At 64.4% G+C, this 24781-nt stretch carries 21 protein-coding genes and 1 riboswitch; of the genes, 5 read left to right on the forward strand and 16 right to left on the reverse strand.

From position 1 onward, the window contains the following. Window positions 1-49: 49 nt before the first annotated feature. Window positions 50-1246 (forward strand): lytic murein transglycosylase, encoded by a 1197-nt coding sequence (locus E5678_RS09000; RefSeq protein WP_136178208.1) that lies wholly within the window; start codon window positions 50-52, stop codon window positions 1244-1246. Here E5678_RS09000 and E5678_RS09005 read toward each other — a convergent pair whose 3' ends face one another. The 7 genes from E5678_RS09005 to E5678_RS09035 form a co-directional block, all read right to left on the reverse strand. Further along, the gene (locus E5678_RS09005; protein WP_136178209.1) at window positions 1247-2239 is read right to left on the reverse strand and encodes a PAS domain S-box protein; all 993 of its coding nucleotides are present in this window, start codon (window positions 2237-2239) and stop codon (window positions 1247-1249) included. Then, a complete protein-coding gene (locus E5678_RS09010) occupies window positions 2232-3152 on the reverse strand; it encodes a PAS domain-containing protein (RefSeq protein ID WP_168708524.1) in 921 nt (306 codons plus the stop codon). The genes E5678_RS09005 and E5678_RS09010 overlap by 8 nt, the downstream gene beginning before the upstream one ends. Window positions 3153-3276: 124 nt before the next feature. After that, the gene (locus E5678_RS09015; RefSeq protein ID WP_136178211.1) at window positions 3277-3723 is read right to left on the reverse strand and encodes a hypothetical protein; all 447 of its coding nucleotides are present in this window, start codon (window positions 3721-3723) and stop codon (window positions 3277-3279) included. Window positions 3724-3762: 39 nt separating this feature from the next. After that, window positions 3763-4107 carry a heavy metal-binding domain-containing protein gene (locus E5678_RS09020; RefSeq protein WP_136178212.1) on the reverse strand — a complete coding sequence of 115 codons (345 nt, stop codon included), beginning with the start codon at window positions 4105-4107 and terminating at the stop codon, window positions 3763-3765. 123 nt (window positions 4108-4230) lie between these two features. Further along, entirely contained in the window at window positions 4231-4875 is a 645-nt protein-coding gene (locus E5678_RS09025; RefSeq protein ID WP_136178213.1) for an ABC transporter ATP-binding protein, read from the reverse strand. After that, on the reverse strand, window positions 4868-6496 hold the full coding sequence (locus tag E5678_RS09030; RefSeq protein WP_247596960.1) for an iron ABC transporter permease: 1629 nt from the start codon (window positions 6494-6496) through the stop codon (window positions 4868-4870). The genes E5678_RS09025 and E5678_RS09030 overlap by 8 nt, the downstream gene beginning before the upstream one ends. Before the next feature lie 117 nt (window positions 6497-6613). Further along, on the reverse strand, window positions 6614-7657 hold the full coding sequence (locus E5678_RS09035) for a thiamine ABC transporter substrate-binding protein (protein ID WP_136178215.1): 1044 nt from the start codon (window positions 7655-7657) through the stop codon (window positions 6614-6616). A gap of 67 nt (window positions 7658-7724) precedes the next feature. Continuing rightward, window positions 7725-7832: riboswitch (TPP riboswitch) on the reverse strand. Window positions 7833-7972: 140 nt separating this feature from the next. Between E5678_RS09035 and E5678_RS09040 the strand changes: the two genes are divergently transcribed. After that, the gene (locus tag E5678_RS09040; protein ID WP_136178216.1) at window positions 7973-8644 is read left to right on the forward strand and encodes a methyltransferase domain-containing protein; all 672 of its coding nucleotides are present in this window, start codon (window positions 7973-7975) and stop codon (window positions 8642-8644) included. A gap of 18 nt (window positions 8645-8662) precedes the next feature. On the opposite strand, the gene E5678_RS09045 is transcribed toward E5678_RS09040, so the two are convergent. The 5 genes from E5678_RS09045 to E5678_RS22275 all read right to left on the reverse strand — a co-directional run bounded on the left by E5678_RS09045 (window position 8663) and on the right by E5678_RS22275 (window position 14112). Continuing rightward, entirely contained in the window at window positions 8663-10279 is a 1617-nt protein-coding gene (locus E5678_RS09045; RefSeq protein ID WP_136178217.1) for a DHA2 family efflux MFS transporter permease subunit, read from the reverse strand. Window positions 10280-10301: 22 nt separating this feature from the next. Beyond that, window positions 10302-11627 (reverse strand): efflux RND transporter periplasmic adaptor subunit, encoded by a 1326-nt coding sequence (locus E5678_RS09050; RefSeq protein ID WP_136178218.1) that lies wholly within the window; start codon window positions 11625-11627, stop codon window positions 10302-10304. 67 nt (window positions 11628-11694) lie between these two features. Continuing rightward, complete coding sequence (locus E5678_RS09055) at window positions 11695-13179, reverse strand: efflux transporter outer membrane subunit (protein ID WP_136178219.1); 1485 nt, start codon at window positions 13177-13179, stop codon at window positions 11695-11697. An 86-nt stretch (window positions 13180-13265) separates the two neighbouring features. Further along, window positions 13266-13748 (reverse strand): MarR family transcriptional regulator, encoded by a 483-nt coding sequence (locus E5678_RS09060; RefSeq protein WP_136178220.1) that lies wholly within the window; start codon window positions 13746-13748, stop codon window positions 13266-13268. 193 nt (window positions 13749-13941) lie between these two features. Then, on the reverse strand, window positions 13942-14112 hold the full coding sequence (locus E5678_RS22275) for a hypothetical protein (RefSeq protein ID WP_168708525.1): 171 nt from the start codon (window positions 14110-14112) through the stop codon (window positions 13942-13944). 85 nt (window positions 14113-14197) lie between these two features. Here E5678_RS22275 and E5678_RS09065 point away from each other — a divergent pair, with 85 nt between their 5' ends. From E5678_RS09065 to E5678_RS09075, 3 genes are read left to right on the forward strand one after another with little or no spacing between them, the layout of a single operon-like run. Further along, window positions 14198-16756, forward strand: coding sequence for an ABC transporter permease (locus E5678_RS09065; RefSeq protein ID WP_136178221.1), 2559 nt, complete (start codon window positions 14198-14200; stop codon window positions 16754-16756). Window positions 16757-16785: 29 nt separating this feature from the next. Beyond that, window positions 16786-17847 (forward strand): PLP-dependent cysteine synthase family protein, encoded by a 1062-nt coding sequence (locus E5678_RS09070; protein WP_136178222.1) that lies wholly within the window; start codon window positions 16786-16788, stop codon window positions 17845-17847. Between the two features lie 21 nt (window positions 17848-17868). After that, the gene (locus E5678_RS09075) at window positions 17869-19014 is read left to right on the forward strand and encodes a carotenoid 1,2-hydratase (protein ID WP_136178223.1); all 1146 of its coding nucleotides are present in this window, start codon (window positions 17869-17871) and stop codon (window positions 19012-19014) included. Here E5678_RS09075 and E5678_RS09080 read toward each other — a convergent pair. The 4 genes from E5678_RS09080 to E5678_RS09095 all read right to left on the reverse strand — a co-directional run bounded on the left by E5678_RS09080 (window position 18949) and on the right by E5678_RS09095 (window position 24780). Beyond that, the gene (locus E5678_RS09080; RefSeq protein ID WP_247596961.1) at window positions 18949-19371 is read right to left on the reverse strand and encodes a hypothetical protein; all 423 of its coding nucleotides are present in this window, start codon (window positions 19369-19371) and stop codon (window positions 18949-18951) included. The genes E5678_RS09075 and E5678_RS09080 overlap by 66 nt on opposite strands. Before the next feature lie 172 nt (window positions 19372-19543). Then, complete coding sequence (locus tag E5678_RS09085; RefSeq protein WP_247596962.1) at window positions 19544-20809, reverse strand: putative zinc-binding metallopeptidase; 1266 nt, start codon at window positions 20807-20809, stop codon at window positions 19544-19546. Between the two features lie 354 nt (window positions 20810-21163). After that, window positions 21164-22414 carry an HlyD family efflux transporter periplasmic adaptor subunit gene (locus E5678_RS09090; protein WP_136178226.1) on the reverse strand — a complete coding sequence of 417 codons (1251 nt, stop codon included), beginning with the start codon at window positions 22412-22414 and terminating at the stop codon, window positions 21164-21166. Continuing rightward, entirely contained in the window at window positions 22411-24780 is a 2370-nt protein-coding gene (locus E5678_RS09095) for an ABC transporter permease (protein ID WP_136178227.1), read from the reverse strand. Before E5678_RS09095 ends, E5678_RS09090 begins: the two co-directional genes overlap by 4 nt. Window position 24781: the final 1 nt, after the last annotated feature.

Genomic DNA, 24781 nt, shown 5'->3' on the forward strand with positions numbered 1-24781 from the left:
GCTCTGGCAACGGTCTCGATTCCTGACACTGATTCAATCTTCCTCATCCATGTTCGTTTTAAAACTCACCCTGCGTCTGACCCTGGCGACCCTTGCCCTGCCGGCCCTCGCCCAGACGACCTCACCCGAATTTGCCCGCTGCCTCGACGGCCTGCAGGGTGACGCCAGCAAAGCCGGAGTGACCTCGTCAACCTACCAAAAGCTCACCCAGGGACTCACACCCGACATGAGCGTGATCGAAAAGCTCGATTACCAGCCTGAATTCCGCTCGGCCATCTGGGACTACCTCAGTGGGCTGGTGGATGAAGAGCGGGTGCAGGAGGGACAAGCGATGCTGGTCCGCCATGCCGAAACCCTGAAGCAAGTGGAGCAACGTTTCGGCGTCGATCCGGCCACGGTGGTCGCCGTGTGGGGCGTGGAAAGCAACTTTGGTCAAACATTTGGCAAATACCCGCTGCTGCAATCGCTGGGCACCCTGTCGTGTTTTGGCCGCCGCCAGGATTACTTTCGCACCGAGCTCTATGCCGCCCTGCGCATTCTGCAAAAGGGCGACATCGCGCCCGAGCGCCTGGTGGGTTCCTGGGCGGGCGCTTTTGGCCACACCCAGTTCATGCCCAGCACCTTCGAGCGATTGGCCGTTGACTTTGACGGCGACGGGCGCGCCGACCTGATGGACAACGCCTCGGACGCCCTGGCCTCCACGGCAAACTTCCTCAAGAAGGCGGGCTGGCGCACGGGGCAGCCCTGGGGCCTTGAGGTCCGGCTGCCGACCGGATTCAACGCGGCCGGAGAAGGCCGTCGCAGCAAACGCAGCATCAACGAATGGAAGGCCCGAGGCGTTCAATCGGTAGACGGTTCGCCCCTGCCCGACGACGCCGGCCAGGCCGGGCTGCTGACCCCCGCCGGCCCCAACGGCCCAGCTTTTCTGGTGTTCCGCAACTTCGATGCCATTTACAGCTACAACGCCGCTGAAAGCTATGGCCTCGCGATTGCCCATCTAAGCGACCGCCTGCGTGGCGCAGGCCCATTTGTGACACCCTGGCCCACCGACGACCCAGGCATCTCCCGCGTCGAGCGCCGCGAATTGCAGGGCCTGCTGATCTTGCGCGGCCACGACATCGGCGAGGTGGACGGCATGCTGGGCGAACGCAGTCGGGCCGCCATCAAGATCGAACAGGAACAGGCAGGCCATGAAGCCACGGGCCGCGGGGGGCTGAAAATTCTCAACACCCTGCGGGGCGGTTGATCAAACCGCGGCCTCAAGGGTCCCTGCCGTCTCCGCACCTCCGGGGAGCCGCTCCGCCACGGTGGTGGTGATCAACATGCCACTGTGGTCCTCGCTCAATTCGCTGTAAACCCAGACATCAATTGCTTGGCCGTTGGCCCGCAGCCACAGGACTTGCTGCCAGCCTGTGGACCCTTTTTCAAACAACACCCGAAGATGTTCGCGCCAATGCAGATCGGTGGCCCACAGCGATCCGGCTGGCCGGCCTACGATGCGCTCTGCTTCATAGCCCAGGCTGCGCTCAAAGGCGGGGTTCACCTCCAGCACAGTCTGGGTGCTGGCCAACTGAATCAGCAATGCCGTGGGATTGAGCCGAAAAATGCGTCCAAACCGCCGCAATGACTGGTCGCGCTCGAACTCCAGTCGCAGGCGATCCTCCATCTGGTTGAGGCGCCGGACATGGGCCTCATCGGTGGCTCCGCGCACGTAATACAACAACGCGCCCACCACCGCCAGGATGACGCTGGCCATCATCCAGTAGCGAACGTCGGCCACGAACGACGGCGGGCCCATTCGCCCACTGGCTTCGGCCCAGGTCAATGCGCCCAGAATCCCCATGCTGGCCAACAAGGTCACGGCCACATACCGCAAGCTCAAAAAAGAGCCAGCCAGCACCACGGATGCGATCAAGGAAAAAGAAGACGAGGCGCGGACCGATCCATAGCTGTACATGGCCCAGCTGCCCAGAAACAGTATGCCCACCACCAGCGGCAAACGCATCAGATCGCTGCGTTTGCGCTTGAGCATGAGGTAGGACCACAGCGCAAGCAACGTCATTGACATCGAAATGACGGCCCTGGAATCCCCGGGGGGCGCCATCCAGATATCCACCGCCGTGAGGGGAGCCATCAACGCTGCAATGAACAGCAGCACAGACTTCAGGCTGCGGGTGCGGGCGCTGCTCTGAAAGCGCCGAATCTCCGAGGGATCATCCAGCGGGCGGGAATCAAGCACTGTCCTGCTCCTCGCCCCGCAAGCGCAAGACCGTGATGACCAGACTGTCGTCCGGGTCTTCGTCCCGTTCGCTGCAGATCATCAGTGGCAGTTCTTGGCCGTTGGCACACAGGCCGGTGATCGGCTGCCAGCCGGTTCGCCACTGGCTGCGCCGGTTCTGCACAAAGGCTTCGTGGCTGGCATCCTGCAACCACAGGAACGCATCGCGCCGGTTCAACACCGCCTCGCGCGAATAGCCTGTGACTTGCTCAAAGGCCTGGTTCACGTCCAAGATGTGACCGGTGCGCGCCGATTGCACAAAAATCGGGGTGGGGCTGGAGAAAAAGATGCGGGAAAACCGCTCCATGCCATGGTCCCGCTCAAGCTGGGCCTGCAAACGCTGGTTGGCTTCCTGCAATTGCTGTTGCTGCGCCGTGCGCATCTGGATCCGGTTGAGGTACACCATGGCAGCAACCCCCAGCAGACAGGCCACCTGCATCATCCAGGTGCGCAACCCCACGTCAAAACCGATCCGCGCTTTGAGCAACCCCTGCGCGTCCGCCCACGTCAGCAGCCCGATCAGCAGGATCACACCGAGGGTGGTCCACACCAAGGAACGGCGGCTCAGAAAAATGCCGACTCCGATCTGTGCGACCACGATGAGCCAGATATTCACTGTCCGCACCGAGCCAAAAAAATACGCCGACGCCGAGGCTTGCGTGAGCAAGCTGGCCACCAGCAACCAGGCCACGCCTTCGTAGTGCTGCCGCCTGAGCAACCCCCAGCTGAGCAAGGCAATCGCGCCCAGACCCAGACCCAGCAAGCTGTCGGCGTCCAAGGGCAGGCCCATCAGACGCTCAGAGACGAACAGCACCATCGTCAAGGCAACCACCAACAGCGCCAGCGAGCGTGCCAACCCTTCACGGGCGGCCACGATCGATGGCGGTCTGGGCCATCCGGAAGTAGGCTGCGAGGGGTTCAAAGGGTTCCCGGGGATAGAGAATAAGGCAGCCATAGACTCGGCAAAGGCGTGCACATGGCCAACCCGGCAAAGAGGCTCATATCCAGCCGAACTGGGCTCTGATATCCCGGGCTGTGGCGTTCACGGGTGCCGTGGGCGCCTGGGTGTGTTGCCGCAAATTGGGCGTGCGCACACCGCCGCCGTCCTGGCCGAGCACAGCCACGGCCTTGATACGCCATCCCTGGGCACGGAAGGCGGCTACGTACGCCTGCGCATCCGGGTACTCCAGCAGATCGGTCTTGTGCGCGTGTGGTGCCAGACAAAAGACCACCGCCTCGCAGCGGGCTCGAGCCACTTCCTGCACAAACTCGTCAATGGTGGTCCGGGTGGATTGCAAGGCCCCCACGCGGGCATAAAACCGCACCGGGCGCTTGCCGCTCTGCAATTGAATGTCGCGCACGCTGCGGTTGAAGCACCCCGTGAGGCTGCGCACCACCGAGGTTTTTCGCGTGTTGGCGTTGCCAATCAGTATGTATGCATCCATAAGAATCTCTAAAAATCACCGTGCCCAGGCAGGTCGAATTCAAGGCAGTTTGATCGCCGTGCCGCTGACTGCGACCATCATCATGCCGTTGGTCTCACCCAGCACTTCGTAGTCAAAATCCATGCCGATCACGCCATTGGCGCCCAGCTCCCGGGCCGCATCAATGAGCTCTTCCAGGGCCGCATCGCGTGCCCCCGCCAGCGCGCGCTCGTAGCCACCAGCCCGTCCGCCGACCACATCCCGCACCGACGAAAACATGTCGCGAAAAATATTCGCCCCGATGATCGCCTCGCCATTGACCACGCCGAGATACTGGTCCAGCGCTATACCGGGGGGGGTGGTCGTGCTCAGGAAAAAGTCGGTGCTCTTGGAGAACCAGCCCATGGAAAAACCTCCGTTGGAAAGCCGCACCCCAGCTTGGGTGCCAGCCCATTGTGCCGCAGCGCCGGTCCGCCGCCCTCGAAGGCCTGCCAAGGCTCAGAATCCCTGGACGTTACCGGCACCGGGCTACCAGAGCTGCTTGAGCTGGCCCGCTTCCAATGCCCAGGCGCGCTGAGCCATGGCCCGGGCTTCGGTCTCATCGTGGGTGACGAGGATGGCGGTCATGCCCGCTTCCCGGATGCGGTCACAGAACTCGACCCGCAACTGCTCGCGCAACTGGGCGTCGAGCGCTGAAAACGGCTCATCAAGCAAGAGGGCGCGCGGCTGGGTGATCAGCGCCCGGGCCAGCGCCACGCGCTGCTGCTCGCCCCCCGACAGCGTCCAGACCCGCGCTTTGGCGTGCCCACCCAATCCAAAGCGCTCCAGCATCTCAAGCGCTTGCGCCCGGGCCACTGGCTTGCGCATGCCTTGCTCAACCAGCCCGAAGGCCACGTTGTGCAGCACATCGAGGTGTGGAAACAAGGCGAAGTCCTGAAACATCAGCGCAAAGCCGCGCTGCTCCGGAGGCAAGGCGGTGATGTCCTTGCCGTCAAACCACACGCTGCCCGATTCCGGCATCTCCAGCCCGGCCACCATTTTCAGCAAGGTGCTTTTGCCACTGCCCGATGCGCCCAGCAGCGCCACGGTTTCCCCGGCGTCAATCCGCAGATTGACGTCTGAGAGCAACGGGCGGTGGTCCCATTGTTTGGAGAGGTGGCGCAATTCAAGCATGGACGGCAGGGTCTTTCTTCGAGGGGCCTTCGATCAGCGTGAAGGCCAGCAGCGCCAGTGCCATGAGCACGCAGGCCAGCACCAGCGCGGCGTCCAGATTGGCAGCCCCTGGCCGTCCCAGGCGCGCGTAGATCAACTGGGTGAGCGTGGCCCATTCGGGGCGAGAGAGAAACAAAGTCACAGCAAACTCACCCAGCGCGGTGGCCGCCGCAAAGGCCATGCCCCGGCGCAAAGCCTGGCTCACCAAAGGAAGCGTCACCCGCCACAACACCCGCACTGGTCGCGCACCCAGCGTGGCCGCCGCCTGCGCGTAGCTCTCTGGCAAATTGTCGAGCGCCGCGGTGAGCGATTTGGCCACAAACGGATAGGCCAGCAAAGCATAGGCACCAATCAACAAGGCCAGGCTAGCGGTCCAGCTCGGGTAGAGCAACAAGAGTCCGAACGCCACCGTCACAGGCGACACCACAAACGGCAGGTAGGCCGCCGCCCGCCAGGCCAAGGCCCCGCCTTGGGAGCTACCGGACGCATCAAAGGCTCGCACAGCCAGCGCGTGTGTGAGCCCCAGGCCTGTGGCCAAGGCCAAAGCCATCGCTGAAAACCGCAATGTGTTCCACAACGCAGTCAGCGTCTCAGTCTCCGTCAAAACATCAAGTCCTTGTCCGACCAGAAGCGCACGGCCAGCCTGCAACCCGATGGCCAGCAGCGGCGCAGCGCACACCAGCACCAGCACGCCCACAGCGGCCCAAACTGCAAACCACTGCGCCGAGCCAGTCGGTCTTTGGCGCGCCATCGGAATCACCCGTCCGGGGGCCGCCAAGCGTTTTTCCAGCCAGGCGTAGGCCAGCGCCACCGCCCCAGTGAGCCCGAGCATCCACACAGCCAACACACCCGCCTGCCCCAGCTCCAGCTCATGCGCGACCAAGGTGTAAATCTCTACTTCAACCGTCGCGTACCGCTGCCCGCCCAGAATGAGCGCCAGACCAAAGCCCGAGAAACAGTACAAAAACACGAGGCACAAAGCCGACGCCAGCCAAGGCGCAATGGCCGGCCACTCCACGCGCCAGAATGCGCGCCAGGGGGTAGCGCCCAAGGTGCGTGCGGCTGCCACACGCGGCGCGCTCACCTGCTCCAGCGCATCCACACCCGCACGCACCACCAGGCACAAATTGAAAAACAAGTTGCCGTAGAGCAGCAGCCATGGCGTTTCATCCAGCCGCCAGCCGGCCTCGGCCAAGGGTGCGCCCAACCAGCCGCGTGGCCCCCACAAGGCCAACACGCCCAATGCCGCCACGAGCGTGGGCACCACAAACGGCAACATCAACAACCGCAAAACCAGCGCCCGCCCGGCAAATTCCCGCCGCGCCAGCACCCAGGCCACAGGCAACCCCAGCAACAAGGCCAACACGCAAGTCACCGCCGCCTGCAACAACGACCACACCACACGCCAGCGCAAATAATCATCTTGCCAAAGCGCCAACCAAGGCAAAGGCCCGCTGGTGCCCAAGTCGCCCGACCCAAAACCCTCGGCCAGCAAGCGCACCACCGGCGCCGCCAGCAGCACCACCAGGAAGACCAATGGAACCAGCGCAAGCGAGCGCGCCGTCAACCGTGGCGTTTTCACCCGTGCGGGCCCTGGGAAACCCATCCAGCCCAAAGCACAGCCAATCCTGCTTCAGCGGTTGGGTGGCGCTGCCCTTTTATGAGGGTTGAGCAAAATGCAGTGGGCTGGCTCATGCCCTCATTTCAAAACAGTCTTGGTCCAGCGCTGCAACCAGGCTTTGGACTGCGCTTCGGTCAAAGGGGCTTTCAGCTCATCAAAGGTCGAAGGCTCGGCCGCGTGCTGTTTGATCACATCGACGCGCGGCGCACCGGCCTCGGCCGGAAACACCCACATGGTGGTTTGCAAACCTTCCTGCACGGGCGCCGAGCGCAGAAATTCAATGAAGCGGCCCGCCGCTTCCCTGGCGGCCGGGTTGCCCCCTTTGACCATGGCCACGCCCTCCACCTGGCGAAAAACGCCGCCTTTGAGGAACAGGTTGGCCGTGGGGGCTTCGGTGATCTTCTCTTTGCTGTAGAACACTTCAGCCGCCGGACTGCTGGTGTAGCTGACCACGATGGGATAGGCGCCGCCGTTGCGGGAAAACTCGGTGTAGTAGGCCTCGCTCCAGCCTTTCACCACCTTCACGCCGTTGGCACGCATCTGCTTCCACCAATCGAACGCGGCCTCTTCGCCCAGACCGGCAACCGTGGCCAGCATGAAGGCCTGGCCCGGGCTCGACGTGGCCGGGTTTTGCACCACGAGCAGCTTGGCATAGGCGGGCTTGGTCAAATCAGCCAGGGAGGTGGGCAAGGCCAGCTTCTTGTCGGCGAACCAGGCCTTGTCGATGTTGAGGTTCACATACCCGTAGTCCACGGGCACCAGGTTCTCGGGCAAGCCGGTCGCAGCGGCGCGCTGGGTGGCCGCGCCACTGTAAGCATCAAGCACCCCCGCGGACTGAGCCCGCAGCGCCAGGGTGTTGTCAATGCCAAAAACCACGTCGGCGATCGGCTGGGCCCGGGTGAGGATGAGTTTGTTGACCATCTCGCCGGCATCGCCCGCTTTGACGATCTGCAGCTTGACCCCTGCGTCTTTCTCAAACTGCGCCAGCAGCGGCTTGGGCAGGTCAAAAGACCCATGGGCGAGCACCCGCAAAGGGGGTTTGGTCTGGGCCACCGCAGAAACCATGCCCGCACACATCAATGAAGCCGAAACCAACGCTGAAAACAAAAAACGCCGCTGCATGGTGAAGTCCGCCTTGTAAAAAACCGCCCGGAAAGAGCGTGAACAATGGCGGACACCCGTGCAAACGGCGTCCGGTTCATCACGCTCCCTACGCTGGCACAACCCAGATCAGGTGAGAGGGGTATTTCTCAGCCAGCGCCCACTTGATCGTGAGATGGCACCCCCGGTGAAGCTTTGCATTGTATGGCCTTCGCACCCGGGCAAACAAACGTGTTAACTTGGCGCCATCCATCTCGCATGGCCCTTCTTATGCAGGGAATCGTTGTGCCCGGTCGATTCAAACCGATCCACCGCAGATTCCATGAAAGAGGCCCCATGCCCGGTTACCAAGTCAAACACCAGACCGTCACGATAGGCGGCTGGGACTACGCCATCTGTTCGCTGCTGGACAACCAGCAATACAGCGACCCGCAAGGCACCGCACACGACACCGGCATGGGTGAGTCTGGCTGGCCGCTGTTTGGACAAGTCTGGCCTTCGGCACGGGTGCTGGCGCTGGCCATGGACAGCCACGCCATCGCAGGCAAACGCATTCTGGAAATTGGCGCCGGCCTGGCGCTGGCCAGCCTGGTGATGCACCGCAGAGAAGCCGATGTGACCGTGACCGACTGGCACCCGCTCACCGAGACATTCCTCAACACCAACCTGCTGGCCAACCAATTGCCCCCCCTGCCCTATCAGCCCGGCAACTGGGCGGTGGACGATGCCGACGGGGCCAGCGGCCTGGGGCAGTTTGATTTGATTGTGGGCAGCGATGTGCTCTACGAGCGCCAGCAGCCCGAACAGCTCGCGCGCTTCATCGACCAGCACGCCTTGCCCGGGGCCGAAGTGATCATCGTCGACCCCGACCGCGGCAACCGCTCGGCTTTTGGCAAAGCCATGGCGGCCCTCGGCTGGAATCTCACGATGACCAGCGCGGCCAAAACACAAGAAAGCGGCGAGGCCTACAAAGGCCGCTTCCTCACGTTCACCCGCATGCTGCGCTGATTGAACCCCTTCAATCCGTCAGTGCGCGCCGCCCACATCGGCCGCCTCGCCCAGGGTGGGCTTGGCCATCCACACCAGCAACACCAGCACGAAAAACAACGCGGCTGAGAGGTAGAACACATCGGTCACCGCCATCGTGAAAGCTTGCTGGTTGATCAGGCGGTTGATGCTGCCCAGCGCTTGCTCCCGGCTCATGCCACTGGCCATCAACTGCGCGATGGTGCCCACGGCCGTGGCGCTGCCATCGTTGATGGCTTCGGACAGATTTGCGTGGTGCAATGCGGCGCGGCTTTCCCACAGCGTGGTGAACAGCGAAGTGCCCACCGCACCAGCGGTGATGCGCACGAAATTCGACAAACCCGAGGCCGAAGGCATGCGTTCTGGCGGCAATCCCGAGAACACGATGGCCTGCAAAGGAATAAAGAAAAATGCCATCGCCGCGCCTTGCAAGACCGTGGGGATCAGGATGGTGGTGAAGTCGGCCTGGGTATTGAAGTTCGAGCGCATCCACAACACCAGACCAAAGCCCAGAAAGGCCACCGTGGCCAGTTTGCGCGGATCGATGCGGCTCACATTCTTGCCCACCCAGGGGGAGAGAACGATGGCCAGCAGCCCCACTGGCGCGGTGGCCAGGCCCGCCCAGGTCGCCGTGTAGCCCATGTGCTGCTGCAACCACAGCGGCAGCAACACCACGTTGCCAAAAAACAGGCCATAGGCAATCGACAAAGACAGTGTGCCGGTCACGAAGTTGCGTTGGCCGAACAGGCGAAGGTCCACGATCGGGTGTTTGTCGGTCAGCTCCCAGGCCAGGAAAAACAGGAAACACACCACTGCGGTCACGGCCAGGGCGATGATTTCGCCCGACTCAAACCAGTCCAGTTCTTTGCCCATGTCGATCATGATCTGCATGCTGCCCACGAACAGGATCAGCAGTACCAGGCCGATCACATCCAGCGGCACACGGCGTGGACCCGGGTCGCGCTTTTTGTAGATCGACCAGGTCAACCCGGCGGCAAAAAGCCCCACCGGGATGTTGATATAGAAAATCCAGGGCCACGAGAAGTTGTCGGTGATCCAGCCACCCAGCAAAGGTCCGGCCACCGGCGCGACCAGCACCGTCATCGCCCACATGGCCATGGCCATGCCCGCCTTGGCTTTCGGATAGCTCGCCAACAGCAGGGTCTGTGACAGCGGAATCATGGGCCCGGCCACCAGGCCTTGCAACACCCGAAACGCGATCAGCGTACCAATGTTGGGTGCCAGCCCGCACAGCCAGGACGCCAGGACAAACAACAACACGCTCATGGTGAACAGGCGCACCTGCCCGAAGCGCTGCGTGAGCCAGCCTGTGAGCGGTACCGAAATGGCGTTGGCGACCGCAAACGAAGTGATCACCCAGGTGCCCTGCCCCGGGCTCACACCCATGTCGCCCGAGATGGCCGGGATGGACACGTTGGCGATCGAGGTGTCGAGCACGTTCATGAACGTGGCCAGCGACAAGGCGATGGTGCCCAGCACCAGCTCACCGCCTTTCAGCGGCTCAAAAACCGGGGGGCCTTTGGGCGCGGGTGTCGATGGAATCGTCACCCGCTCGGGAGGGGCTGAGCCGCTGGGCAACGTGGCGGAAGTGGACATGATCAAAACCGTTCTGCAGGGATCAGTTCACCAGTGCCACGGGGGTGGCTGCCGTCACCGGCGCGGCCTGGCCAACCTTCACCTCAGAAACGCCTTCGGCGGCTTTCACGGGTGCGACAGGTCGGGTGACGGCTTTCGCCAGCGCCCTACCGCGGGGGGTCGGGCTGTTGCCGGCGATGATGCGCTGCACCCGTGCGTCGGCATCGGCACTGTCCTGTGCAAACACGGCGGTCGACATGGCGCGCGATGTGCCGCCCGCTTCGGCCAGCATGCGGCCATCGGTCTTGCTGATGTCGACCTTGGCTTCCATGGACAAGCCCACGCGCAGCGGATGGGCGGCCACTTCGGCCGCATCCAGCTTCACCCGAACAGGCACACGCTGCACCACCTTGATCCAGTTGCCGGTGGCATTTTGCGCAGGCAACAAGGCAAAAGCCGCGCCTGTGCCTGCGCCCAGACCTTCGACCACACCGTGGTAAATCACCTTTTTACCGTAGACATCGGCAGTGAGCTCTACGGGCTGCTCCAGGCGCAGGTTGGTGAGCTGGCTTTCCTTGAAATTGGCCTCGACCCAAACCTCACTCAAGGCGATCACCGACAACAATGGCGAGCCGGCCTGCACACGCTGGCCCAGCTGCACGTTGCGGCGCGCCACATAACCATCCACCGGGGCCACCAGGTCGGTGCGTTGCAGCGCCAGCGCCGCTTCGCGGACCTTGGACGCAGCCACCTTCACGCTGGGGTGTTCTTCCGGCGAGGTGCCCGCCGTGAGCGACTCATTGGAGCTGAGTTGCTCGCGCGCGGCCAGCACCGCCGAGCGCGCGGCCTCGACACTGCTTCGGGCCCCCGAGAGCTGTGAGCTCACATGGTTGAATTCTTCACGGCCCACGGCGCCCGAGGCCACCAGCGGCTGGCGGCGGTTGACGTCGTCCTGCATCCGGGCGAACTCGGCCTGGGCACGGGACAGATCGGCGTCGCGCAAGGCGATCTGCGCCTGCTGGGTGCGGTTGTTGGCGTAGAGCGTGCGCACCTGGCGCACGGTCTGCGCGAGGTTCGCCTCAGCCTGCTCCAGTGCGATCTGGGCGTCGGCCGGGTCCAGGCGAACCAGCCACTGACCCGCTTTCACATGGTCGGTGTCATCGACGTTGATGGCCAGCACGGTGCCTGCCAGCTGGGGCGTCACCTGCACCACGTTGCCCTGAACATAAGCGTTGTCCGTGGTTTCAAAGTGGTTGAGCACCAGTGCCCAGTAGGCGCCGTAGGCCACACCACCCAGGAGCAAGGCGGTGGCCACCGCGGTCAGCGCTTTTTTGCGGGCGGGGTTGGAGGATCGGGTGGTTTCGGTCATGGGGTACTCCGGCAATCGGGGGAATCGGGTTCGAAAAAATGGGAAAAGAAGTCGGGGCGGTGGTGGGTCACTGCGAAGGCGCAGAAGCCACCCGCGCCAGCGTGCCCGGCACCGGATCGGGCTGGTAGCCGCCGCCCAATGCCCGGACCAGGCCCACTTGGGCGCTCAGCGCACGGGCATGCAGGTCCACCGCCTGCCGGCGCTGGGCCAGCACCGCGTTTTCGGCATTGAGCAAGGTCAGGTAGCCACTCAGGCCAGCGCCGTATCGTTGCTGGGCAAACGCATACGCCTCTTCAACTGCCCGCTGGGCCTGCGCCTGCTCGGCACGCTGACGGGCCAGCGATTGCAAGGTATTCAGCTGGTCTGCGGTTTCACGCACAGCATCCAGCACAGCGCCGTTGTAGGCGGCCACAGCACTGTCCAGATCGGCCGTCTTGTTGCTCAGGTTGGCGCGCAAGCTGCCCGAGTCGAAGATCGGCAAATGGATCGCCGGGCCCACACCCATCTGGCGGCTGCCCGCCTCCACCAGATTGCCCAGGCCGATGCTGGACAGGCCGGCAAATGCGGTGAGGTTGACGTTGGGGTAGAACTGCGCCTTGGCGGCCGTGATGCCCTGCGTGGCGGCCTCGATGCGCCAGCGAGCAGCCTCGATGTCGGGCCGAGTACCCAGCAAATTGGCCGGCACCGATTCAGGCACCACCAGGAGGCGCTCGTTGCTGAGCGCCGGTTTCAAAGCCGCCAGGCTCTCGGCCGGCACTGCGGCCAGGGCCGCCAGTGCGTTGCGGGTGTTGTCGATGAGCTCGTTGATCTGTTCGATCGATTGGCGGGCTTCTGGCAACGCGCCCTCACCCTGGCGCAACTCCACCTGCGTATCCAGCCCAGCGTCCACGCGCTGCCGGATCAGGCCCAGCATCTGCTCGCGCTGCGCCAGCGCCCGCTCGGCGACTGTGCGCTGGGCCAACAAACGCCCGAATTGCACGTAGGTTTGACCCACCTGGCTGGCCAAGAGGTTGCGCGCGGCGGCCGCGTCTGCCTGAGCAGCGCGCTGCCCGCCCAGGGCCGCATCGATGGCGGCACGGTGGCGCCCGAAGAAATCAATTTCCCAACTGCCGGCGAACTGGGCATTGGCCAAGGTCTGCGTGGAGCCGCCCAGCGGCGCTGGGTAAATGCTGGTGGCGCTGAACCGCTGGCGGGTGGCATCGGCACTGAACTGGAGCTTGGGGCCGGCGTTGCCGCCCTCAGCCGCCACCGCCGCACTGGCTTTGGCCAGGCGGGCTTCGACCACTTGCAGACTCGGGTGCGCGGCCAGCGCCTGGCCCACCAGGGCGGTCAAAGCCGGATCACCCCAGGCCTCCCACCATTGCGCCTGCACCGAGCCGTTCGCTGGTGCAGTGGCACCGATCAAACCCAGCTGGGCCGGCTCGATGGTGTGGGCTGAAGACGAGATGCCGGCGCTGCTGGCGCAGGCCGTCAGTACCAGCGCGGCGACGGCAGACAACGCCCAGGTGGCCCCAGAGCGTCGGAGGTTGGCATTTGATTGATAGGGCTTCATTTGCTTAGGCAGGTAATGGGATCAGGAAAGCGGTGCGGGACTGTGCAGTCCGTTGGGGGAATCAGGTGTTGGTCCGCGAGGGCTGCTCAGCCTTCGTCGCGCAGACGATCGCCATTGACCACGATGCGCTGGAGCAGGCCTTTGAGGGTTTCCCACTCGGCCTTCGAAAAACCGTCCAGGTGAAGGTTGGTGACATCGGCCAGCACCACCGGCACGCTCTGCAAGGCCACGTCGCCTTCGGGCGTGAGCGACACATGCACCACACGACGATCGGTGAGCGAGCGCTCGCGGCGGCACAGGCCCTTTTTCTCCAGACGGTCCAGCAACCGGGTCATGGCGCCTGCATCGGTGTTGGACCAGCGAGCGAGTTCGGCCACTGTCGCCTGCCCCAGTTCGCGGATGCGCAGCAGGGGCACCCACTGGGCACTGGTCAGATCCAGCGAGGCCAGGCGTTTGTCCACTTGATGGACCATGGACAACATGGCCCGCTTCATCATGTAGCCCACGCTGTCCTGTGGGCTGTAGGTACCGGCTTGGTAAAACTGCACGGGGGTTGAACGGCGGGGCATGGTGTCGGGAAGCAGGTGGTTGACAAGGAATCAGGGACAGCCGCAATTTTACATGCCTAGACAACTACTTCTCAGGCAACTAAATTATCCCCTGGGGAATCATGGGCTTTGGCGGTCCCCTCAATGCCGCCGCCAGACGCAAAAAAGGCCCACAAGGGGCCTTTTTCACCAAATCGCAGGAATTACCCAGCGATCAGCCCCCTTTGTTGGGACGCTTTCCTGGGTTCTTTTTGGAACGGGTGGAAACACCGCGCTCCAGGCTCACGCGCTGACCGCGACCGGGCGTGCCCGGGGTCATACCAGCGATGGGGGTCGGACGGGGAGTGCGTTTGCGGTCCGCTTCGGTGACGATTTTATTGCCCATGACAGTTCCAGAGAGAAAGGGTTGAAAACCCCCTATTGGACCACACGCGCTGACCTACCCACTCTGGCGTTAGGCTCAGGCCACCATGTTCGCCTTATTGACCACGTTTTCCTGGCAGGAATTGCGCCACAACCCCTGGCGCAATGCCTCGGCCGTGGTGGCGGTGATGCTGGGCGTCGCACTCGCCCTGGCCGTGCACCTGATCAATGCCTCGGCCCTCCAGGAGTTCGCCAGCGCCGTGAGTTCCGTCAACGGCAAACCCGACACCGAGTTGCGTGCCCGCCAGGGCTCGCTGGACGACACCTGGCTCGCACGCGTGCAAGCCCAGCCTCTGGTTTCGGTGGCCAGTCCGGTGCTGGCGCTGCGCACCTCGATGCAGGCCCCCGACGGACAACGCCTGGCGGTGGAACTGCTGGGCGTGGACGCCTTGAGCGTGGGCAGCGTTTCGCCAGCCCTGATGCCCATCCTCGAGGCGCGCGCCGACCGGCTCGACCTGTTTGCGCCCGACACGGTGTTTCTCAACCCGGCTGCCCGCCGGGCGCTGGGGTCGGACCCGTTGACGCTCCAGGTCCAGAGCGGACTTCGCTGGCACACCCTGCGGGTCGCCGGCACAGTGAACGCCCCCGGCGCGCCCTTGATCGTGATGGACATCGCCGCAGCCCAGGAACTCACCGACCGCGTAGGCTCTATCAGCCGCATCGATCTGCGGCTGATACCGGGCGCCAGCAGCGAAGCCCTGCAACAGGCGCTGGCTTTGCCGGTGGAACTGATTTTGCAGCGCCCGGAACAGGCGGGGGAACGCGCCAGCAACCTCTCGCGGGCCTACCGGGTCAACCTCACGGTGCTGGCGCTGGTGGCCCTGTTCACCGGTGCGTTTCTGGTGTTTTCGGTGCTGTCGCTGTCGGTGGCGCGGCGACAGCAGCAGTTTGCGCTGCTCGGGGTGCTGGGCTTGTCGGCGCCCGAGCGCCTGCGCCTGGTGTTGGCGGAATCGGCGCTGCTGGGCAGCCTGGGCAGTACCCTGGGTGTGGCGCTGGGCACGGGCCTCGCCGCGCTCGCACTGACCGTTCTGGGCGGGGACCTGGGGGGGGGCTATTTTTCCGGAGATTCGCCCAGTCTGCAATGGAGCTGGGGCGCTGCGCTGCTGTATGGCGCACTGGGCGTGGCCGCCTCGGTGGTCGGCGGCTGGTGGCCCGCGCGCGCCACGGCGCAGCTCGCACCTGCCCTGGCACTCAAGGGCCTGGGCGCTGCGCCGGTGATCGGAGGTCGCTCTCATGCCCCCGCCATTGGACTGATGATCCTGGCGATCGCGCTGGCTTGGGCACCCCCTGTGGCCGGCATTCCCCTGGCCGCCTACCTGGCCGTCGGGTTGTTGCTGGTGGGCGGCATCGCCGCCTTGCCTCTGGCGGTGGCCGTGGTCTTGAACCGGCTCGCCCCTTGGGCCGCACACCACACCCTGCCCATGCTCGCGGTCGAGCGCTCTCGGCGTCTGCGCGAAACCGCCGCAGTGGCCACCAGCGGCGTGGTCGCCAGCCTGGCCCTGTCAGTGGCCCTGACCGTGATGGTGGCGAGTTTTCGCGACTCGGTGACCCAATGGCTTGACGGCGTGCTGCCTGCCGAGCTGTATGTGCGCGCTGGCTCGTCATCCGGCGAGAGCAACCCGCTGCCAACCGACTTTGTGACCGCCGTCAGCAAAGTGCCCGGCGTTTTGCGCGCAGAGCCGTTGCGTACCGCACCGTTCCTGATGAATCCGGCCCTGCCACCCGTGACCTTGCTGGCACGCCCGCTGGCGGCCGCCGACGGATCACACGCCGGCCAGACCTTGCCTTTGCTCGCCAACCCGGTCGCCCCGCCCATCCCGGCACGGGGCGAGACCGTGGTGCCGGTCTATGTAAGCGAAGCCATGGTCGACCTGCACGGCGCGAAGGTGGGCCAATGGCTGCCCGACCTGGCCCCGGCCTTTGGTGAGCGCGCCGCCCACACGCGTTTTTTCGTGGCTGGTGTGTGGCGCGACTACGCCCGCCAACACGGCAGCGTGGTGATGGACCGCGACGACTACGTGCGCCTGTCAGGTGACGAGCGCGTCAACGACCTGGCCCTGCACCTGAGCGCAGAGGCCAGCGAGGTCGGCGTGCGCGAGGCCATTCGCGCTTTGGCACGGACCATGGGCGCAGAAAGTCTCATCGAATTCGCCTCGGCCAGCGAGATCCGCGCAACCTCGCTGCGCATCTTCGATCGCAGCTTTGCCGTGACCTACTGGCTGCAGGCTGTGGCCATCGGCATTGGTCTGTTCGGCGTGGCGGCGAGCTTCAGCGCACAGGTGCTGGCGCGCCGGCGCGAGTTTGGCTTGCTGGCCCATCTGGGGCTCACCCGGCGGCAAATCCTGGGTGTGGTGGCGCTGGAAGGTCTGGCGTGGACATCGCTGGGCGCACTCGCCGGCCTTGCCCTGGGGCTGGCGGTGAGCGTGGTGCTGGTGCACGTGGTCAACCCCCAAAGTTTTCACTGGACCATGGACCTGGCCCTGCCCGGGTGGCGTCTGGCCGCGCTGTGCGCAGCCGTGATCGTGGCAGGCACCTTGACCGCCTGGCTGGCTGGCCGAGCCGCCGCCGGCCGCGACGCGGTGCAGGCGGTCAAACAAGACTGGTGATCAGTCCGCCCTCACGCGACAATCAACCCATGACCAACGCCCACACCTGGACCCACCGCGCGCTCGCCCTGATCGAAGCCGACTACTGCCGCAGCGCCGACACCCACCTGATCGCCCTGCCCCTGCCCGCCTGGCAGGCACTCGGCATCGACCTCTACCTCAAAGACGAATCCACCCACCCCACCGGCAGCCTCAAACACCGGCTGGCCCGTTCGCTGTTCCTCTATGCCCTGTGCAACGGCTGGCTGAACGAAGGCACCACCGTGGTGGAAGCCTCCAGTGGCTCGACCGCCGTCAGCGAAGCCTACTTCGCGCGCCTGCTGGGCCTGCCGTTTGTGGCCGTGATGCCCCGCAACACCTCCCAGGAAAAAATCGACCAAATCGCGTTTTATGAAGGGCAATGCCACTTTGTGGACTCGGCGGGCGAGGTTTACGCGGCCGCACAAGACATAGCCCAGGCCCGCGGCGGCCACTACATGGACCAGTTCACCTACGCCGAGCGGGCGACCGACTGGCGGGGCAACAACAACATCGCACAAAGCATCTTCGACCAGATGGCACGCGAGCGCTTTCCGATTCCCCATTGGATCGTGGCCGGCGCTGGCACCGGCGGCACCAGCGCCACGATCGGTCGGTATCTGCGCTTCCTGGGTCACCCCACGGCGTTGTGCGTTCCCGACCCCGAGGGTTCGGTCTTCGCGCGTTACCACCGGGAGCGCGATGCCAGCGCGACGGCGCCCGGCTCTCGCATTGAAGGCATCGGTCGGCCCCGGGTCGAGCCCAGCTTCATCCCGACGCTCATCGATCACATGATCGAAGTCACCGACGCCGATTCCGTGGCCGCCATGCACAGCCTGTGTGGCCTGCTGGGGCGCCGCGTGGGACCTTCGACCGGCACCAACCTGGTCGCCATGCTCGCGCTGGCGCAGGGCATGAAAGACCGCGGCGAATCGGGGTCCATCGTCTCGCTGCTGTGCGACAGCGGAGAGCGCTACCTCAAGACCTACTTCGACACCACTTGGGCACAGGCCCGATTTGGTGACACGTCCACCGCTCGCGAACGGCTGCAGCAACAGCTGCTGGCCTTGTAAGCGCAAGCCCCGACGCTGGCCATGACCGGTTTCACACGCCGCCACTACCTGCTGGGACTGGCGGGCCTGTCCCTGGCGCCCGGCGGGGTGCTGGCCGAAGCCAGCCCACAGGGACGCCTGCTGCAGCCCCGACCGTTGCGGTTTCCCAGCGACAACGGCAGCCACAATCACACCCGCACCGAATGGTGGTACCTCACCGGTCATGCCTTGGGCAGTCAGGGCCAGACACTGGGGTTTCAAGTCACCTTTTTCCGCAGTCGCATCGACGCCGCCCAGTCCCTGCGCAGCCGCCTGGCCGCACGCCAGCTGCTGTTTGCCCACGCTGCAATCACCGACGTCCAGGGGCAGCGCCTGTGGCACGACCAGCGCATCGCCCGCTGGAATGGTGAGGTGCCAGCGCGCGAAGACCATCGCACCGGCTTGGGCACCGCTTTTGCCGACGACGCTGACACCGCCATTCGCCTGAAAGACTGGTCGATGCAACGGCTGGAAGACGGCCGGTACCGCGTTCGCGTGCAAGCAGCAGAATTGGCCATCGCCATCGATGCGCGGCCGGAACAAACCCATTTATTGCAAGGCCAGCAGGGCCTTTCGCGCAAGGGGCCGGAGCCCAGCCAAAGCAGCTTTTATGTCAGCCACCCGCAACTCAGCGTGAGCGGATCGCTGCGCATTCAGGCCCGCGAAATACCCCTGCAGTCCGGCCGCGCATGGCTGGACCACGAGTGGAGTGAAGCCCTGTTACACCCTGAGGCTGTGGGATGGGACTGGATCGGCATGAACCTCTTCGATGGCAGCAGCCTCACCGCTTTTCGCTTGCGCCGGGCCGATGGTTCGGCCGTCTGGGCGGGCGGCTCATGGCGCACAGCGGCGCAAGGCAACGACTCAATGAGCGCTCAAATTTTCGGCGCCCGGAACGTGGAGTTTGAGCCGCTGCGCTGGTGGACCAGCCCCGCCACCCAGGCCCGCTACCCGGTCGAGTGGCGGGTGAAAACCCCCGCAGGCGTTTTCACCGTCAAGGCACTGCTCGATGACCAGGAGCTCGACAGCCGCCAAAGCACAGGCACCGTCTATTGGGAAGGCCTCTCCGATCTCTTGAGCGAGTCAGGACAACGCATGGGGCGCGGCTACCTGGAGATGACGGGCTACGCACAGCCATTGGTGTTGTAGCCAGCGCCGGTCACCCCATTCTTCCACGAGGCTTGTGGAGCAAACAAACCCTGCACCAGACACGATGGAGGCCGAGTGCTCAAACACCTCGTCGGTGGCCTCCATCGCGGTGATGCCATGGGTCTTCTCGATCTGCTTGCCCACTTCGGTCTCGGTGCTGTGGAAGGCCGGAAGGCAATGCATGAAATACACACGGGGGTTTCCCGTCTTTTTCATGGCTTCGGCGTTCACCTGGTAAGGCATCAGCCACTGGATGCGCTCGATCCAGACTGCTTCGGGGCCCCCCATGGCGACCCAGACGTCGGTGTACAGAAAGTCGCAGCCCTTCACGCCGTCGACCACGTCTTCGGGCCGCAAGATCCGCGCGCCACTGTCTTTGGCCAGGGACCAGACAGCCGGAGAAGCACGGAAACCGCCTATTGGACGGGCTTCTCCAAACGCTTGAGCGGGTCAGGACACCGCGTGGGGCACCGCGACCGATCGATGACCGGCTGCGCCCGGTGTTGCAGCGGTGACTGGACGTCAACGCCTAAGGCGTGTTTTTGGTTTTCGTTTTCGTTTTCGTTTGGGTCTGAGTCTGGGTCTGCGTTTGCACCTGCCCCTTTTCGTGCCCATGCGCGTGCGCCGTCTCGTGCACCGGCTCCAGTTCCATCTCCATTTCGTGTCCCTGCTCCTGCCCCTCCGTCATCACGAGCAAATGTATGAAATGCAGCTTCGCCACCACTTCATGCGGGAGCACAAAGGGGTAGAAGTCGGGTTGCCCCATGGCGCGCGACATGCCGTTGAGCAGCATGGTCAGCTGGGTCCAGCGGTTCAGGAAATCCAGAAACCGCTCGGCATCGGGATGCTCGGGCAGGTAGAGCGCGGTGGTGTCGAATGGCGTGAAATCGAGCTGCGCAGTGTCCAGCGACAAACCGTAGCTGGATGCGGTGTCGACGGTGTCGCGCATGTGCATGTAATGCGCCCAGCACTCAGCCCAATCCTCCCAAGGGTGCACGCTGGCGTAGGCGCTGACGAAGTGCAAAGGCCAATCCGGATTGGGACCGTCTTCGTAGCTTTTCTTCAGACTCTCGGCGTAATCCTGGTTTTCGTCGCCAAACAGCTCCCGAAATGCGGGCAGCCACTTGCTGCCCGGGTTGTCGACCAGGCGGTACCAGTAGTAGTGTCCGATCTCATGGCGAAAGTGCCCCACCAAGGTTCGATAAGGCTCGTTCATGGCCAGACGCGTGCGTTCGCGTTTGACATCATCGGCTTCGGCCACGTTCAGTGTGATCAAGCCGTCGTCGTGACCGGTCATCACATGTTCACCGTGCCCAATAGAGCGCAGGAGATCAAACATCAAGCCGTCTTCTGGGTCTTCCGTTTCGCGTGAGGCAACCGGCAAGCCCATCACCAGCAGGGCAGACACCACGCGGCGCTTGGCCTGCTCCACCCGGCCCCACAACTCGCCATTGTCCGGATGCTGTGAATCATCCAGCTTCGGGATGGTGCGGTTGAGCCGGCAGGCACGGCAGAGCTGGTGGTGCTCGTCTTTCTCGGACTCGGGCAGCAGCCAGTTGCAGTTCGCCGGGGTGTCCCGGTTTCCACAGAACACAAAACCCGGCTCAGTGGAGTGGCTTTCGACCCAGGTGTCGGGTTCAACACCATCCTCCAGGGACATCAGGCGCCCCTGCGCGGGGTCATAGCCCAGCAGCGTTTCGCAAGCCAGGCACCGGCTGTTGACGAAAAAAATCGCTTGCCCGCACTGGCAGGTATAAACCCGCACGGTCTGCACCATGGGGGGCGTGGAGTGCATGGGAAGCATGGCAGCAGCAGAGAGCGTGTTGGACAAGGTGGTGGTTCCATTGGAGGCCAATCCCCTGATCACCATGGAGGGCAATGGCGAGGGTGGCGCGCTGACCATCAGCGCAAGAAGCTGAGTTTGCCACGCTTCGCTCGCATGTCGTACCAAGCTGATTCCTTGCCATTCAGTGAACGTTCATCGTTGACGATTGGTGTGGTGGTACAGGCCTGAGGGTGCAAATGAACCGCTGTGATTGCTCAAGGCGAGGCAAAAACCACTGCCATCACTCAGCCATGCCGAGGATTTTCAGCGAAGCCATCGGCAAAAAGACGCGGTTTCATGCGCCTGACAGCGTGCAACACCCACCTAAGGACCTGCGCGCGCCTTCACCGCCTGACCGTCGGTGATGATGGTGCCCGGGTACAACAACACGGTATCTCCCTCGCTCAAGCCCTCGCGCACCCAGGCCACATCGGCATTGCGCTGCTGGATCTGCACCGGCCTGGCGTTTGCACGGTCGTGCTCGACCACAAACACCCGCCACAGCTCACCGTCTCGCACCAGTGCCGCCGTGGGCACCAGCAAGACACCGGACTGCGAAAAGACCGTGATGCGCGCGTCGACGCGAAACCCATCGCCCAGGCGCTTCGCTTCGTCCGGGACCGAGGCCAGATCCACCACCACGTTGACGCGCTGCTCTTCGATGCCCAGGGCCGACACCTTGGTGAAGGCCACGGGTTCGATCCGAGCCACACGCCCAGCGAGCGGCGGCGCGCTGCTGCCGGTGGACATCTGCACCACCGCGCCGGGCTGGATCTGTTGCACTTCGCCGGAAAGTACATCAATGATCGCCTCCATGGCCGCGGTGTCGCCGATGTCGAGCAGCGGTTGGCCAGCGGCGACCGGTGCCGCGCTGTCCTTGTACAACTTGAGCACCTGCCCGTCGATCGGGCTTTTGAGCAACCACAGCCCTGCGGTCGGGGCACCCCCATGGGCCGGTTGCGAGCGGCTCAGGGCGGCGCGTGCTTCAGCCAACGCAAAGTCTGCCACCCCCTGCTGTGCACGAGCCGCCGCCAGCGCTTCCTGTGCAGCCTGGCGGGCCAGCGTGGCCTGGTCCCGCGCCGAAGGTGCAATGAATTGGTCCTTGGCGAGTTGTACCGCACGGCTCGCCTCGAGCGTGGCCTGTTCCAGCGCTGTCTGGGCAACCTGCCCCTGGGCCACCGCGGCGCGGCGCGCGGCCTCGGCGCTGCCCACCCGCTGCGCCAACACGGTGCGCGTGCGCGCATCGATCATCTGCGGCGCAGCCGGTGCGAGCGTGGCCACCACATCACCTGCGCGCACCACGTCGCCAACCTTGAGCGACGGCCGAAGCAGATCGGCTGGCGTGGGCGCAGCGATGGTGTAGCGGTTCTTCAGGCGCAACTGGCCGTCCTCCTCGATCACCCGCTCGAAGCTGCCCTTGGCCACCTGGGCCACTTCGACCACCAGCGGCCTGGGGCGGTAAACCGCAAACACCAGCGCAGCAGCGGCCACCAACACCAGGCCCCAGCCGATCCAGCGCCGCAGTGTTTTGCCCCGCGTCTTGTCCTGGGTCTTGTTTGGGTTCTTGTCGTTCATTCACGCACTTTCAATACAGCGACCAGATCCAGCTGGTCGATTTTTCGACGCACCAGCAGCGCGCTTGCCACGCCGGCCGCCAACACGATGAGGGCCGCCGACGCATAGGTCGAGGGCTCGATGATCACGGGGAAGTCGATGCTGTCCGACGACATGAGCTGCATCATCAATGAGGCCAGACCCCAGCCCGCCGCCGCGCCAACCGGTAGTGCGATCAGCAACTCGACTCCCAGCTCGGCCAGCAGCAGCACCGAGACCTCGGCCCGCGTCATCCCCAGCACGCGCAAGCTGGCCAGCTCCCAGGCCCGCTCCGAGAGCGAGATGCGCGCCGCGTTGTAGATGATGCCCACCGCCATCGCCACCGCAAACAGCGTGAGAATGCCGCTGAAGACACCCATGTTGCGCGAAGTCGTCTTGTCGAAAGCCGCCATGGAACCCGCCTTGTCAAACACCGAGTTGATGCCCGGCGCGCCTTTGACCGCCGTCCAGAACGCCGGCATGGCCAGCGCGTCCACCTGCAGCGCCGCATCGGCCACGCCATCGCCGTCGCGCGCCAGCCGGTTCATGGCGTCCAGGTTCATGTAGAGCTGTTTGCCAAACATGGTGTGCACCACGTCCACCACCGTCACCTGTACCTTGTTCTGGCTCCACAAGCGGAATTCCAGCCCGATGCGGTCGCCGACCCGGGCCCCGAGCGCATCGGCCAGCAAGGCGCTCAGCACGACGCCCTCCTCCGGCAGACTCACCGGACCGCGCTGTTCCCCCACCAGGCGCATCAGCCGCGCATCGCTGCGCAGACCCAGAAGACCCGTGTCTTCGGTGCGCCCTTGCAGCCGCACTCGCACCGGCTCGGTGCGGTAAGGCTCGGCATCGATCACACCCGGCAGGCGCTTGAGATCGTGCACCACCCCCACGGGAACCGGCCGATGAAAGTTGACCAGCACATCGCCCTGCTGGACCTGACGGAACTGCACATCCATGATGTGCGCAATGGCGTCGAGCCAGAAGGCGCCCGATATCTGCAGGGCCACGGCCAGCGCGATGCCGGTCACGGTGAACGCAGCGCGCATGGGACGTCGCTCGAAATTGCGGATCACCATCATGGCGCCAGTGCTCACGAAACGGGCCAGGCCGAGACGCTCGACCAGCGTGGCGCGGTAGCTCGGCGGGCTCGGCGGCTGCATGGCCTGCGCCGGACTCAGGCGCACCACGGCGCGGATCGCGGTCCAGGCGCCGAGCGCGGCGGCCACTGCAGCGATCACTGTGGACACCAGCACCAGCCAGGGCGTGGTGGCATAAGCCAGGTGGTTGAAGCGAAACACGTCGTCGTACAGCCCGAGCATGCCCTTGCCGATGGCCACGCTCAGAGCCAGGCCGACCAGCACACCCAGGCCTGCGATGGCGATGGCCAGCTGGATGTAGTGCCAGGCGATGGCCCCATTGCTGTAGCCCAGCGCCTTGAGGGCTGCGATCTGGCTGCGCTGCGTGGCGACCTGGCGACTCAGCACCACATTGAGAATGAACATGGCCACCGCGAGGAAAATCGACGGCAGCACCGTGCCCATCACTTTGAGCTGCGCCAGTTCATCGGCCACGATCTTTGACGACAGCTGCTTGTCGCGCCCGGTAGAGCCAATGGCGCCAAAAGGTTCCAGCAGGTGGTCCACCTGCAGCAGAACCGGCGCCACCGCCACGCCCGCATCGAGGCGCAGCGACACCTGGTTGAACGCACCCTCCATGTCAAACGCCTGGCTCATGCGCGCGCTGTCGATCCACCAGATGCCGAAAGACGTGTCGTCGGGCGCGCCCCCCTGCGAGGCAAACACATACTCGGGCGATGCGGCCGTGCCCACCAGGTGGATGCGCTCCCGCTTGCCGTTGAGAATCGCATGCACGGTGTCGCCAGGATTCAGCCCGCGCGCTGCGGCAAAGCGGTCGCTCACCAACGCTTCGAGGGAGCCACCGCGCTCGGGCCAGCGACCGCGTTTGAGTGACAGCGCATTGATGCCTTGGCGTCCGGCGTGCACCCGTGAAAGGTCGACGCCAATGAAACGCCCGGTCACCGGCGGCAACACCTCCGGCAAATCAATCTGTGCATCGAAAGCCACCCCCAGCTTGACCTCGGCCACGCCGTCCAGCGCCGCCAGGCGATCGCCCAAATGCACCGGCGCTCGCTTCACACCAGCGAACACGTCCGCCAGCCGGTTGTCGCGATAGAAAGCGTCGCGCGAGCCCTTGAGCGACTCGTGCACGGAGAACATCGAAACAAAACCCGCCACGCCAATGGCCACCACCATCGCGATGGTGAAAACCTGCGCCCGCAAGCGGGTGAGGTCGCGCCAGAGCTTGATGTGCAGGGCTTTCATC

This window comes from Hydrogenophaga sp. PAMC20947, assembly GCF_004795855.1.
GTDB lineage: Bacteria > Pseudomonadota > Gammaproteobacteria > Burkholderiales > Burkholderiaceae_C > Hydrogenophaga.

What these genes read in the sequence shown, in the direction of transcription:
- E5678_RS09000 (WP_136178208.1), top strand. Translation starts at nt 50, where the DNA reads ATGTTCGTTTTAAAACTCACCCTGCGTCTGACCCTGGCGACCCTTGCC.
- E5678_RS09015 (WP_136178211.1), bottom strand. Translation starts at nt 3,723, where the DNA reads ATGGATGCATACATACTGATTGGCAACGCCAACACGCGAAAAACCTCG.
- E5678_RS09020 (WP_136178212.1), bottom strand. Translation starts at nt 4,107, where the DNA reads ATGGGCTGGTTCTCCAAGAGCACCGACTTTTTCCTGAGCACGACCACC.
- E5678_RS09025 (WP_136178213.1), bottom strand. Translation starts at nt 4,875, where the DNA reads ATGCTTGAATTGCGCCACCTCTCCAAACAATGGGACCACCGCCCGTTG.
- E5678_RS09035 (WP_136178215.1), bottom strand. Translation starts at nt 7,657, where the DNA reads ATGCAGCGGCGTTTTTTGTTTTCAGCGTTGGTTTCGGCTTCATTGATG.
- E5678_RS09040 (WP_136178216.1), top strand. Translation starts at nt 7,973, where the DNA reads ATGCCCGGTTACCAAGTCAAACACCAGACCGTCACGATAGGCGGCTGG.
- E5678_RS09045 (WP_136178217.1), bottom strand. Translation starts at nt 10,279, where the DNA reads ATGTCCACTTCCGCCACGTTGCCCAGCGGCTCAGCCCCTCCCGAGCGG.
- E5678_RS09050 (WP_136178218.1), bottom strand. Translation starts at nt 11,627, where the DNA reads ATGACCGAAACCACCCGATCCTCCAACCCCGCCCGCAAAAAAGCGCTG.
- E5678_RS09055 (WP_136178219.1), bottom strand. Translation starts at nt 13,179, where the DNA reads ATGAAGCCCTATCAATCAAATGCCAACCTCCGACGCTCTGGGGCCACC.
- E5678_RS09060 (WP_136178220.1), bottom strand. Translation starts at nt 13,748, where the DNA reads ATGCCCCGCCGTTCAACCCCCGTGCAGTTTTACCAAGCCGGTACCTAC.
- E5678_RS22275 (WP_168708525.1), bottom strand. Translation starts at nt 14,112, where the DNA reads ATGGGCAATAAAATCGTCACCGAAGCGGACCGCAAACGCACTCCCCGT.
- E5678_RS09065 (WP_136178221.1), top strand. Translation starts at nt 14,198, where the DNA reads ATGTTCGCCTTATTGACCACGTTTTCCTGGCAGGAATTGCGCCACAAC.
- E5678_RS09070 (WP_136178222.1), top strand. Translation starts at nt 16,786, where the DNA reads ATGACCAACGCCCACACCTGGACCCACCGCGCGCTCGCCCTGATCGAA.
- E5678_RS09075 (WP_136178223.1), top strand. Translation starts at nt 17,869, where the DNA reads ATGACCGGTTTCACACGCCGCCACTACCTGCTGGGACTGGCGGGCCTG.
- E5678_RS09085 (WP_247596962.1), bottom strand. Translation starts at nt 20,809, where the DNA reads ATGCACTCCACGCCCCCCATGGTGCAGACCGTGCGGGTTTATACCTGC.
- E5678_RS09090 (WP_136178226.1), bottom strand. Translation starts at nt 22,414, where the DNA reads ATGAACGACAAGAACCCAAACAAGACCCAGGACAAGACGCGGGGCAAA.
- E5678_RS09095 (WP_136178227.1), bottom strand. Translation starts at nt 24,780, where the DNA reads ATGAAAGCCCTGCACATCAAGCTCTGGCGCGACCTCACCCGCTTGCGG.